This window comes from Paenibacillus sp. FSL R5-0378 (genome assembly GCF_038009285.1).
In the GTDB taxonomy this organism is placed as follows: domain Bacteria; phylum Bacillota; class Bacilli; order Paenibacillales; family Paenibacillaceae; genus Paenibacillus_AQ; species Paenibacillus_AQ favisporus.
Genome location: NZ_JBBPAY010000002.1, coordinates 327994 through 340000, shown reverse-complemented (window position 1 = coordinate 340000; position 12007 = coordinate 327994). Strand labels below are relative to the sequence as shown.

Sequence of the window (12007 nt, the reverse complement as noted above, 5' to 3'; positions counted from 1 at the left end):
GGCGTGCCTTTTGTAGAATGAACCGGCGAGTTACGTTCCCGTGCAAGGTTAAGGTGAGAAGCCGGAGCCGCAGCGAAAGCGAGTCTGAATAGGGCGATTAAGTACGTGGACGTAGACCCGAAACCGTGTGATCTACCCCTGTCCAGGGTGAAGGTGCGGTAACACGCACTGGAGGCCCGAACCCACGAATGTTGAAAAATTCGGGGATGAGGTGGGGGTAGCGGAGAAATTCCAATCGAACTCGGAGATAGCTGGTTCTCCCCGAAATAGCTTTAGGGCTAGCCTCGGTGAATAGAGTCGTGGAGGTAGAGCACTGATTGGGTGCGGGGCCCGCAAGGGTTACCAAGCTCAGTCAAACTCCGAATGCCATTGACTTGTAACCGGGAGTCAGACAGTGAGTGCTAAGATCCATTGTCAAAAGGGAAACAGCCCAGACCATCAGCTAAGGTCCCCAAGTGTGTGTTAAGTGGGAAAGGATGTGGAGTTGCACAGACAACCAGGATGTTGGCTTAGAAGCAGCCACCATTGAAAGAGTGCGTAATAGCTCACTGGTCGAGTGACTCTGCGCCGAAAATGTAACGGGGCTAAACACACCACCGAAGCTATGGCTTGATGCTTGCATCAGGGGTAGGGGAGCGTTGTATACAGCGTTGAAGGTATACCGTAAGGAGTGCTGGAGCGTATACAAGTGAGAATGCCGGTATGAGTAACGAAAAGATCAGTGAGAATCTGATCCGCCGAAAGCCCAAGGTTTCCTGAGGAAGGCTCGTCCGCTCAGGGTAAGTCGGGACCTAAGGTGAGGCCGACAGGCGTAATCGAAGGACAACAGGTTGAAATTCCTGTACCACCGTAAACCGTTATGAGTGATGGGGTGACGCAGGAGGGTAGTGACGCGAGCTGATGGATGCTCGTCCAAGCAGTGAGGCTGGTGTGTAGGCAAATCCGCACACTATAAGGCTGGGCTGTGACGGGGAGGGAAAATTACAGTACCGAAGGTCATGATCTCACACTGCCAAGAAAAGCCTCTAACCAGGTGAAGGTGCCCGTACCGCAAACCGACACAGGTAGGCGAGAAGAGAATTCTAAGGCGCGCGGAAGAACTCTCGTTAAGGAACTCGGCAAAATGACCCCGTAACTTCGGGAGAAGGGGTGCCCCGGTAGTGTGAATAGCACGAGGGGGCCGCAGTGAAAAGGCCCAAGCGACTGTTTAGCAAAAACACAGGTCTGTGCGAAGCCGCAAGGCGAAGTATACGGGCTGACGCCTGCCCGGTGCTGGAAGGTTAAGGGGAGCGGTTAGGGAGTAATCCCGAAGCTGTGAACCGAAGCCCCAGTAAACGGCGGCCGTAACTATAACGGTCCTAAGGTAGCGAAATTCCTTGTCAGGTAAATTCTGACCCGCACGAATGGCGTAACGACTTGGGCGCTGTCTCAACGAGAGATCCGGTGAAATTTTAATACCTGTGAAGATGCAGGTTACCCGCGACAAGACGGAAAGACCCCATGGAGCTTTACTGCAGCTTGATATTGGATTTGGGTACGATCTGTACAGGATAGGTGGGAGCCTTTGAAACCTGAGCGCCAGCTTGGGTGGAGGCGCCGTTGGGATACCACCCTGATCGTATCTAGGTTCTAACCTGGTACCGTAATCCGGTATGGGGACAGTGTCAGGTGGGCAGTTTGACTGGGGCGGTCGCCTCCTAAAGAGTAACGGAGGCGCCCCAAGGTTCCCTCAGAATGGTTGGAAATCATTCGAAGAGTGCAAAGGCAGAAGGGAGCTTGACTGCGAGACCTACAAGTCGAGCAGGGACGAAAGTCGGGCTTAGTGATCCGGTGGTACCGCATGGAAGGGCCATCGCTCAACGGATAAAAGCTACCCTGGGGATAACAGGCTTATCTCCCCCAAGAGTCCACATCGACGGGGAGGTTTGGCACCTCGATGTCGGCTCATCGCATCCTGGGGCTGAAGTAGGTCCCAAGGGTTGGGCTGTTCGCCCATTAAAGCGGTACGCGAGCTGGGTTCAGAACGTCGTGAGACAGTTCGGTCCCTATCTGTCGTGGGCGTAGGAAATTTGAGAGGAGCTGTCCTTAGTACGAGAGGACCGGGATGGACGTACCGCTGGTGCACCAGTTGTTCCGCCAGGAGCATGGCTGGGTAGCTACGTACGGACGGGATAAGCGCTGAAAGCATCTAAGCGTGAAGCCCCCCTCAAGATGAGATTTCCCAGTATGTAAGACCCCTTGTAGACGACGAGGTAGATAGGTTGGAGGTGGAAGTGCAGCAATGCATGGAGCTGACCAATACTAATCGGTCGAGGGCTTATCCAAAAAGATTAATTCGCAGATTCGTTTCGTATCTAGTTTTCAAGTGATCAAACACTTGAACGTTTGGTGGCGATAGCGGAGGGGTTCCACGCGTACCCATCCCGAACACGACCGTTAAGCCCTCCAGCGCCGATGGTACTTGGACCGAAGGGTCCTGGGAGAGTAGGACGTTGCCAAGCAAGCAGAAGACCACTGTTGATGTTTATCAACAGTGGTCTTTTTGTTGAGCACCTATGGACTGGTAAGTTACCCGTAATGTTACCATAACCAATATTTAATCATCAATTGATGTCCATATAAGGATGAATCGAAATTTTGTAGTCGAACAGCCGAACAAATATGAATCGTTAAATCAAAGTAGAACACCTGTTTATCAACGGACACGTAACCCATCGCATACAACCGACAGGATGCGCTCCGATAAACCCGAATCATCATTGTATTCCAGAGTTCGCATGACACTGAATAAAATAGCTGTTATATCGGTTAGCTGAAGATCGTTGAACCCGCCTGCTGCCCCTGATTTAGGAGTTCCCCTAGTACATTTTGAAAATCCAGCGAGATACCAGAGAGCGGACGCTGAAAGTTCGTACCAGAACGGGCCAGAGCAGCGATAAGGGCTTTATTTCCTTTGCCCTCTCTCATAACTAGAGACAAAAAGTTAAAAAGGGCCTGGCCTGGCTCGTCCTGTTCGAGCATCTCCTTTGCCTTCTCAATGAGACGTTGCTTAAAACTGAAAACCACAGCTTCAATTAATTCTTCCTTCTTCTGAAAGTGACGATATACCGTTCCAATCCCCATCCCGGAACGATTGGCAATTTCATCTATTGGAATCTCCAATCCCTCAGTGGCGAAGCAGATTGCTCTTTTAGTACAGCACGTTGCAAAACCCGAAGAGATCGCTGAGGCGTATATGTATTTGGCGAAAAACACAAACACCACCGGAACCGTACTTCCAGTCGATGGTGGTGCAATTCTATCAGGCATTTAAGAAGAGGAATATGCTTCCTACATCAGCACCTAGGCTGTATGATTCAGATTAACATTATCAAGCTTTAGTAAGCATATCTATTCGCTTTATACTCATACGCGACGGGGCAGCTTAACCGCGTTCTAATATGATTTAGAAGGAGGCACCGAGGTTGCAATGCTTATTTTCGGGTATAAGGACATCGCAACCTTTCGCAATGAAAAGAAACCAAGAGCATCTTGCATGCTCTTGGCTTCTTTTCTAGCAGCTGTTGGTATTAATATTATACTTGATTTATCTGTGTATTATGCAGCAAATTCCTCCTCTTACCGATCAAACCCCAAAAAAGGAAAAGTTACTGCAAATGGGGGCAGGGAGGATTCCGAAAAAAAGCCGGACGTTGATAATTAACTGAAAGGTGTCATGGCACATATAGCAGCAGATATTTTCATCAGTCCCTAGCCTCGTCATCCAAAATACCCTCAGCTAGCTCAGATTATTACACAGTCATTGTTCACGATGACATCTTTCCGTCTAAACTGGCTCCGCTCCAAACGGATCTCGATTACATGCTCAATATTCGTCACGCCAAGCGGCTGGGCCTCATTCTACCTCAATGATGGAGGCTAGAGCTCTGGCGAGAAGCTAGACATTGCACATTCCTCCTTTTAATTATTTATGTCAGTTTCCTCGAATTGAACAAGGGTTTGTGGTCTAATGGTGTTGTTAGGTGTTACGGCGTTGATGATTCAATATACGGTTAGTTCTATACCCTAGTACCCTGCGTACTGATCGAAGTAGTGAAGAAAACAAAACTAAGTTGATTTGGAGGCATATTGATGGAACTGACGCTAACGGATGAGCAATTACGGGAACTGAGTCACGATCAAATGGATCGCTTACAGCCCTGGTGGGTCAAGAAGCACTAAGGTGAGCCATTACTTACAACGATGGATATGATCGACTTGCTTGGATCCTTAGGGATTGGCGTGTCCCTCTTTGTTCCGAGAGCGGAGCGACCACTCGACGGAAAGGTGAGGGTTCCCAATGATGACAGGGATTTATTCTTTGGGATGTGGGGAGTTCTAAAGGAGTCATTGTGATATTGCATGAAGTCATTCATTTGAGTGGCTTTTTTTATTATGAAGGCTATGTTAAAACATTATCGGCAAGGGAGAAAGACCTTTCTTCGATACTGTTTTTTCGGGCGGGCGTCTGAAGCGGGAGATCGAGTATGAATTTGCCGCTTAAGAGGAATCGAGGGAGCCACAACTGTTACAGAATGCAGTGAAAGTGGCGAAAACAAAAGTAGTTGATATTGACCAAGGGTTTACAGAACAATCGTGGATCCAGAAGAAATCATTGCTGATAAAATCAGATTTGCAGATGAATACCTTAATGAGTGGATGTATTCGGACAATGTGTTACAAAAGACAGAAGTGATTGATGGAAAAGATAACAACACAAGGCGTTTCTGAATGTTTATTTAGGATAACTGAGAAGATAAACAACGCCTAAAATCAAAGACAATATTCCACGAATCCGGGTGAACTTATAACGTTTCTCTGTGGCATAGGAATTTAAATGATTGTATTGTTTCGCATTTCGAACGAAATACGTAGGATAAAGATACTGCCTCTAACCTTTACAAAGGAGTGAATAGAAAGAACAACACTCCCGGACAAGGTCATGGACCAGTCAGGGTTATTCTCTGCCCTTCTCGATTTGATGAAATCATTAAGTCTACAACACAGCAACAGTGTTACTGGTTTCGATGTACAAAGTTTACATGTCAGGGCAAAGCGAGAGTGAATGATGTGCTAAGAAAACACGAATATGTGCAACTGCTCATGAGCAGTTAACTCAGACGGCTATGCTTAGTGATCTTTGGTGAAATACTAGAAAAAATCACTATATGAATATTTCACAATAGTGAAAAGACATATATATGTACCTAGCTCATTTCACTTAAAGTGGTTATTATGTTGATTTTAGTGATATAATAATGTCAGAATAATGTCATTTGAGAAAGGGAATTGCAAAATGAACATTAAACCTTCAACTACAATTCGGCAGGATTATAATGGTTTCTCAAAATATTGTCATGAACTTGACGAGCCAGTGATTATAACGCGAAATGGCGAAGCAGATCTTGTAGTGATGAGCCATGAGGCTTATCGCAGGATGGAAGCTCGGATTAAATTACAATCAAAGCTTTTGGTTGCTGAGAAACAGGTTGCAGAAGGGAAAGCCTTACTTGATCACAACCAGGTGGTTTCAAGAATTCGGAGGAAGATCGATGCCGTCAAGGAATAAGGTCCAATATACTCCGGCTGCGGTTGATGATATGGATGAGATTTTTTCATTCATTTCACAGGAAAATGCTTTAGCTGCAGAGGACTTGCTACAAAAATTGGATGATCAAATTTCAAATCTTACGGAGTTCCCCTATCTGGGTTCCGTCTTGTCTGATGATGATTTTCCCTTACTGAAAAGAGGTTACCGATTCATTGTCGTACAGCCTTATTTAGTTTTTTATCGTGTCATCGAAGATACGGTGATTATCCATCGAATTTTACATGGTCGAAGGGATTATCTTCGTGAATTATTTGGTCCTTAATGAATAACAATAGTATTCATTTCATAGGGAAGCCAAGGGTGAGATATACACAACGCTCTTGACTTCTTTTTATATTTGGTCTAGTTCTGTAAAACATACTTGAACGTCTTCAAACTTGTGTCATGAATGCTTCTCTCGACGTATGTTTCGAATTTATACAGCTGTAAGCAAAAAGAATAACTGAATGCAAGTCAGGATGAAGGTAAGAACCGGTCGATGGGCCGGTTCTTTTTCATTGATATGCGTTTTTCCCTTTTGCCTTCCGCATGGTAACGCGAGCTAGGCCTACTAATCTTTTGACAGGCCGAGCCTCCTTGGCTACGCCCTCAACCTGTCAAAAGCTAAGCAGGCGGTCGGACGATCAAGGGGCACAAAACTTTTTTCCACACAGAGAAATCAGGGGAGGCACAGGAAAAAACTTTTGTGCTGTATCCCTTGACCGCCCTCCATAGCTCCCGTTTCCAAGCTCTCGTCAAAAGGGAAAAAACTTCCCTTTGGGGAAGCCAGCCATGCGGCAGGCAAAAAAAACGCCCTTTGACGAACGAAATCCATTAAGAGGGGAGGTAATGAAATATGAAGCCTGAAACTCTGGTGATGCTTACGCTATTGCAGTAATTCTGCAGGTAGTCATTCAGTTTTTTGGAGTTGCTAAAGCGTTTGTTGAGTGGTCAGCGGCTAAAGAAAAGGCGAAAGGCCCCGACCGTTCGCCCCGGTCGAAGCCTAAAAAAACGCAAACCTAGATAGCCCTCCCTCAATCTACAAAGAAGTGAGAGGGTGAGGGGAAATGCTTCTTCATCCCTTACCTTTCATCCTAACACAAATCAAATAAAGAATGATAAAGGAGGGAACAAGCCCATGGACATGGCTATTTTCATTTTGATTTTGCTGGACCTTGCACTGCAGGGGGGGCGGTTTTGGCTGTATCGGTCCATGAAGAAACTAACGAAAAGCGCCGGCGGCTAAGCCGCCGGAATCTTAAACATAAGGAGGGATTTTAAATGGAGGCAAGCCGAAAACAATCCGTAATATCCGCGATTATAGCCAGGGGGATGTATCAAAAGGTTATCATCCTTTGGAACGGACGTAAGCTGCAGTACCGGACCTTAACCAAGGCTGAATTTCTAAAGCTAATTCATTTGGTAGGGAGGCAAACACCAGGGGAAGAGGGAGGACAAGTTCATGCGTGAGAGCGAGCTGATTATGAAAATCGAGCATCTCTCGCGCGAACTCAATGCATTGGTCTTTGAAGTGGGAATGATGGCACAGGCGGTACTGAGTAAGTCAAAGGAGCTGGACGAAATTTTGGGTTATCACCGAGCATAACCGAAGCGCGACCACTTTATTACTGCCGGAGGAATATTAAAAGGCCCGATTGCTGTTAGGGAAGCAACCGAGCCGGGGCGAAGATTTGGACACCCTTCGCCCCTCTATTTTACCATATAAAGGAGAGGGAACAAATGGTGAGCATTAACATTTTCAGTGTGAAGCAAGTGAAGGAAAAGGGCGCACGGTATGACCTGGATTCGAAAGTCATCCGTTCTCCGCGTGACGCACACCTCATCATAGAAACGGTTCTAGACCTGGGGCATGAGGCAGCCGAAAAATTTGGAATTTTAACGCTGAATACGAAAAACGCAATTGCCGGAATACATGTGTTGTCTTTGGGTAGTTTGAACGCTGCCGTGGTCCACCCGCGGGAAGTGTTTAAAGCAGCGATTCTCAATAACGCAGCATCGATTATTTGCTTTCATAATCACCCAAGCGGCGACCCTTCGCCGTCTCAGGAAGATCTTTCGTTAACCCGGCGTCTTGTAGAGGTTGGGGCAGTTATGGGGATTGAAGTGATTGACCATATCATTGTTGGCGAACAGCGATTCGTCAGTATGAAAGAGCAGGGGATGATGTAGCGTTATGAGACCGGGAACCTGCTCGGGTTCCAGGTCTTGTTAGAGCACAGATGCATGGAAAGCAAGATGCTGCATTTTGCCTGTTGGTCCGGCGGCCGGGGTGATTTTATCCCCCCGGCCCCCACTATTAAAAAAAACGACCTGAATGCATCAGCGGATATGCCAACCAAAGCGGCCTATAAGTAACGCAAAACTTACTCTGAGTAAGTCCATGGAAAGCAACCCATTATCCGTGAGAGGAGTAGATTTGAATGCCAACATGTATGTTTTGCGGATCTAAGGTAGAGAAAAGGGATCAAATGTATTATTGTCTATTTTGTAATATGGAACTGATGGCCGACCAGGTCCAGAACAACGGATCCAGACGGCAAATTTTGCTCGAGGATCCGTCTTCTTTGGAAGATGCGGAGTTATCTACGGGGGAGCTCATGAAAAAGGATAGTTATTATTTGACATGCTTACTTCGAATGGTTCGGAAGGAACGCTCGAGAATTTATCACTATTTACACATTTTCAAGAAGGCTAATGAGCAGCAAGGCAGCTTTTTTGACCAGGAGGCTGATGTTGGCAGCCGCTACGAATATTGGACTCGAAAGGGCTGGATCATAGAGAATATTTTACGGGAACGCTGTGGATTTTTTCCTGAAAGGATATACGACTCCAATGTACAAATGATGATTCAAAACGTCCGGAGATCCAATGCTAAACTTATGCAAGTGAATCGCCGAAAAAGTAAATAAAAAAATCGCCGGAGGGGGCAGATTTTACATGGATAAATTGGTAACAGAACGTTTGAATGGGTATTTGCGGAAGATATATAGGGATATCCGAGACTCCAATTTAACCGCAGCTAAAGAAAAGGTATTGGAGTTTGAAATTGCATTAGATGAGTTGATAGAGGAGATAGAGGGGGAGGGTGTGAAAGTGAATAGCAAAGATTAGTAAACATTAAAATGTTACATTAACAGTAACACACAATATAAACAATTAAACTGAACAGTTTTTATTAAATATCTGTTGCTCTGATGCTTTGATTAAAAAGGTAGCCCCAATTTCAAAATTGGTGCTACCTTTTTAAGTGATGTAATTTATTTATTTTTCAGTTCAGGATAATTAGTTAATAAATCGTAATATTCAGGTTTTTTGTCCAATAACGGTTGAGCATCCTTTAATGCGGAAACCGGCGACTTTCCCATGTTTACATCTTGTATAATTTGTACCATACCAATGTAATCCTGTTTACTGATTATAATCTGATCCGTGTCTTTTTGGATTACTTTAGCTGTTGGAAGAGCAGCAACGCTATTGTTCGTACTCTGAGCATAGACTGCACTGCATAAAATAGCTAAAACAATAAGTGTAGTAGTAATAACTATTTTTCTCTTCATTTGCCAGAAGTCTCCCCTCTTTAGTTTTATCATTCAATAATATATGACGATTCAGAATATTAAAATGGTTCACTTCTAGACAGATTTATGAAAATAACTCCAATAATTAGTCTCTTTAAGCCTTTTGAATTATTCGAAAAAAATGGCTTCCTTGTGTGCTCAATACTGCTTATCCCTTCTTCAAAGTCATTGATCTCGGCAGTGTTAACTCCGTGACAACCATACGCCATAAATTTAACAACCGTGATAGTTGGTCGTTCACGGAGGGGATGGAGAACAAGTGCGACCTGCAGATGGCCGTATTAACCGACATGTTGCCTCAAAACCCATCAGCGAGGCGCTGGCTTAAAATGCGATGCAGTGGATCGCCGGGGCCTACAATTTGCTTGTTGCGCCCTTTTGGCTCAATACCAGAGCGAGACTGCCAACCTTGAAGTCCGTGGGCAGATCAAGGACCGACCTATCCTGATTTTAGATACGAGCAATCAATATTGTTAGGTCACTGCATTCTTGATAAAGCATTACAACGGTATGGAACGAGTGGCGAGGATGAATGCCCCATTGAATATAGGCAGATCACAACGACTTGGTAATGAGGCGCGTCATCAAACTAAGAGGGACCTGTCAGGATAATCAGAATGTGACGGAGCTAATGCTCCAGATAACGGCCGGGTGGAAAACATGTCCTGTTGAGATATTATGGATCGGCAGACAACGGCTAGGGGCCATATAGTCACTTCGAAAGACCAGTTTAGCTTGGTCACATTGCGCGGGAGGGACTATCCATTTAGAGATATCAGTATGCGGATGCTGGAACCGCAAGAGTTATTCGCTACTAGGGATTCATGAAAAATTACATCATCGACAGGGACTGTGATGGCAAGAAATAATCCAAAACGCGCGGATTACACCTGCGGCAACGCTGTACCGCCGCCATTCGCCGGGGCATTATGGGTCATTAGTTCGTTTTAGGTTTAAAGGTTATATCCTAGGAAGCATTCAGCAGTTTTTTTGTCATACGCCCGCCCTACCCCATCATATATTTGATTATGTCTACAACAGGTCAACGTTGTTGCTAGGATAATTGCTTTGGGGAGGGCTGCTCCAATGAACGAAGAACGGGGAAGAAAGGTAAGATCCGATAAGAAAAGAACGATTGCTGCACCTCTAGAGGAAAACATCTACGAGCTCGTGGCTCAGATCAGTTACATCTGTGATCGGCCATTAAAGGATATCGGAGAACTATTATGCCGGGAAGGGATTAAGTCAACAAAGCTAATTGATACGATCAAGGGAAAATTCCGGAGAGATTTCTTTTACGAGGAGAATCGGCTGTACCTTGGAGATCTCCATAGGACTCCCTATAAAGTAAAGCCTGGAATTCAAAAGAGGTTATATATGAAGTTTTATGACTTTGAGCACGAACGGTTCTCCCAGCTGAGTTATGCCTTGGATGGTTCAGTACAAGCAGCAACTGCCTTGGTACTAACGACAGCCATGATGAGAAAAGACATTATGTATCCGATTTTAGCCCGTTTTATTCAGCGGGATTTAGATCCTAAAAGAACGGACCAGTTGCGTTATTTGTGCCGGTTTTTAGATTCACAGAATCCGGAAGAATATATCACGGTGCCAGCCATCATTTCTTATGCTATTGGGCAGTCGCTACAAAATAATCAGAAAATAAAAAGAACGTTGAGTGGGCTATTTAAAATCTAATAGTGACTAGATTGACAGTTAATATGCTAAATGACTAACATAGTTGATAAATTAGCAGTGTAGGTTTGTTTTTGGCTTACGAAATTGATGGGGAAAAACGATATTTTAAGTATCAACGTGAAGGTACGACCTGAAAACTACAGTTTTATACTACTATAACTTTGGTGGCTTTGAGTATTATTGCCCTCAGCTATCGCAGTACCGTAACAGCTGTGAAAGATGCCTTTTTGGAGGAAATCTCTGATTACGACTTGTTGTAACTCTTTTTGAGTATTTGAATCTGTATATCAAAATATGACTTTATTCGATAATCAAAATGAATGTGAGTAGAGGTTAAAATAAAAGGGCGGCTGTTTCGGAAATTATTCGAAATAGCCACCCTTTATTTGTTCTCTAGAAATAGGGAATACCGAAATAATTATTAAATGCTCCGATAGCTCCTGCCTTTTCTTCCTGTCCTAAGTCTGTCTTGCACATACTTAAAAATACGTAATTTTTACAAGTAGATGTACTACCAAAAATTGAAGATCCAAGGAGATCAACACCCAAATTCACCAATTGATCATTATTCTGGTTTTTAACTTCTTCCTTTATCCACTCTGTGTATTGTTTCTTATCCGGCACTGTAATAGCAGCAACTACGAGAATGAAAAGAACGATAATTAGTATGTATCTTTTCATATACCCACCTTCCATTATTTTACTCTTAGATTATAAACAAATAATAAGGCTAGATGAAGAATAACTTTTAGCACTCCTTATAAATCCGTAATTTTTTGTTTAAAAGATGTGTACCAATATCAATTAATATTTGACGTGTGAGGAATTCTACTTTATAAATTTGGGTGAGAGTCAGGGAGGCACATAGGTATTTTGCTCATGTATAGGTCGTGTTGAATGATTGTGATGAATCGGACGAGAGTTCAGTAACCGGTGAGAGATCTTTGTAATTTTCATGGGGCGTGATATACTGTGATTAGAAACTGTGTGTGGCTCCCGTTTAAGGAGAAGATAACATCGTCGTCCTCCGTCTCACCAACCTTCGTGAGCAGCCTAGAGGAGCGGTATACTTCAGTTGTGA

11 protein-coding genes and 2 rRNA genes (1 of these 13 cut by a window edge) are annotated in these 12007 nt (G+C 44.4%); 10 read left to right on the top strand and 3 right to left on the bottom strand.

Translation table 11 applies throughout. The features are described from left to right. Positions 1–2325 (top strand): 23S ribosomal RNA (locus MKY74_RS35055); it begins 603 nt to the left of the window's first position. 59 nt (positions 2326–2384) lie between these two features. Next, a 5S ribosomal RNA gene (rrf, locus tag MKY74_RS35050) occupies positions 2385–2501 on the top strand. A gap of 307 nt (positions 2502–2808) precedes the next feature. Here rrf and MKY74_RS35045 read toward each other — a convergent pair. Further along, on the bottom strand, positions 2809–3264 hold the full coding sequence (locus tag MKY74_RS35045) for a TetR/AcrR family transcriptional regulator (protein WP_076176412.1): 456 nt from the start codon (positions 3262–3264) through the stop codon (positions 2809–2811). Positions 3265–3469: 205 nt separating this feature from the next. Between MKY74_RS35045 and MKY74_RS35040 the strand changes: the two genes are divergently transcribed. From MKY74_RS35040 to MKY74_RS35010, 7 genes are all read left to right on the top strand, one after another. Next, complete coding sequence (locus MKY74_RS35040; RefSeq protein ID WP_076176410.1) at positions 3470–3703, top strand: hypothetical protein; 234 nt, start codon at positions 3470–3472, stop codon at positions 3701–3703. A 932-nt stretch (positions 3704–4635) separates the two neighbouring features. Further along, complete coding sequence (locus MKY74_RS35035; protein WP_279628527.1) at positions 4636–4770, top strand: hypothetical protein; 135 nt, start codon at positions 4636–4638, stop codon at positions 4768–4770. Between the two features lie 565 nt (positions 4771–5335). Then, entirely contained in the window at positions 5336–5608 is a 273-nt protein-coding gene (locus tag MKY74_RS35030; RefSeq protein WP_076176408.1) for a type II toxin-antitoxin system prevent-host-death family antitoxin, read from the top strand. Continuing rightward, positions 5592–5912: a type II toxin-antitoxin system RelE/ParE family toxin gene (locus tag MKY74_RS35025; protein ID WP_076176406.1), complete on the top strand. Its 321-nt coding sequence runs from the start codon at positions 5592–5594 to the stop codon at positions 5910–5912. Before MKY74_RS35030 ends, MKY74_RS35025 begins: the two co-directional genes overlap by 17 nt. A gap of 1179 nt (positions 5913–7091) precedes the next feature. Then, a complete protein-coding gene (locus tag MKY74_RS35020; RefSeq protein WP_084204245.1) occupies positions 7092–7235 on the top strand; it encodes an aspartyl-phosphate phosphatase Spo0E family protein in 144 nt (47 codons plus the stop codon). A gap of 134 nt (positions 7236–7369) precedes the next feature. Next, positions 7370–7819, top strand: a complete 450-nt coding sequence (locus MKY74_RS35015) for a JAB domain-containing protein (RefSeq protein WP_076176402.1) — start codon at positions 7370–7372, stop codon at positions 7817–7819. 768 nt (positions 7820–8587) lie between these two features. After that, positions 8588–8761 (top strand): hypothetical protein, encoded by a 174-nt coding sequence (locus MKY74_RS35010; RefSeq protein WP_167372943.1) that lies wholly within the window; start codon positions 8588–8590, stop codon positions 8759–8761. Positions 8762–8907: 146 nt separating this feature from the next. Here the strand turns inward: MKY74_RS35010 and MKY74_RS35005 are convergent, their stop codons facing one another. Continuing rightward, complete coding sequence (locus MKY74_RS35005; RefSeq protein ID WP_076176398.1) at positions 8908–9207, bottom strand: hypothetical protein; 300 nt, start codon at positions 9205–9207, stop codon at positions 8908–8910. Between the two features lie 1107 nt (positions 9208–10314). Here MKY74_RS35005 and MKY74_RS35000 point away from each other — a divergent pair. Continuing rightward, positions 10315–10926: a hypothetical protein gene (locus tag MKY74_RS35000; protein ID WP_076176396.1), complete on the top strand. Its 612-nt coding sequence runs from the start codon at positions 10315–10317 to the stop codon at positions 10924–10926. Between the two features lie 393 nt (positions 10927–11319). Here the strand turns inward: MKY74_RS35000 and MKY74_RS34995 are convergent, their stop codons facing one another. Beyond that, the gene (locus tag MKY74_RS34995; RefSeq protein WP_144025538.1) at positions 11320–11607 is read right to left on the bottom strand and encodes a hypothetical protein; all 288 of its coding nucleotides are present in this window, start codon (positions 11605–11607) and stop codon (positions 11320–11322) included. Positions 11608–12007 lie beyond the last annotated feature (400 nt).

Bases quoted from the DNA above. Each gene is read 5' to 3' on its own strand.
- MKY74_RS35040 (WP_076176410.1), top strand. From the start codon at position 3,470: ATGCTTATTTTCGGGTATAAGGACATCGCAACCTTTCGCAATGAAAAG.
- MKY74_RS35030 (WP_076176408.1), top strand. From the start codon at position 5,336: ATGAACATTAAACCTTCAACTACAATTCGGCAGGATTATAATGGTTTC.
- MKY74_RS35025 (WP_076176406.1), top strand. From the start codon at position 5,592: ATGCCGTCAAGGAATAAGGTCCAATATACTCCGGCTGCGGTTGATGAT.
- MKY74_RS35020 (WP_084204245.1), top strand. From the start codon at position 7,092: ATGCGTGAGAGCGAGCTGATTATGAAAATCGAGCATCTCTCGCGCGAA.
- MKY74_RS35015 (WP_076176402.1), top strand. From the start codon at position 7,370: ATGGTGAGCATTAACATTTTCAGTGTGAAGCAAGTGAAGGAAAAGGGC.
- MKY74_RS35010 (WP_167372943.1), top strand. From the start codon at position 8,588: ATGGATAAATTGGTAACAGAACGTTTGAATGGGTATTTGCGGAAGATA.
- MKY74_RS35005 (WP_076176398.1), bottom strand. From the start codon at position 9,207: ATGAAGAGAAAAATAGTTATTACTACTACACTTATTGTTTTAGCTATT.
- MKY74_RS35000 (WP_076176396.1), top strand. From the start codon at position 10,315: ATGAACGAAGAACGGGGAAGAAAGGTAAGATCCGATAAGAAAAGAACG.
- MKY74_RS34995 (WP_144025538.1), bottom strand. From the start codon at position 11,607: ATGAAAAGATACATACTAATTATCGTTCTTTTCATTCTCGTAGTTGCT.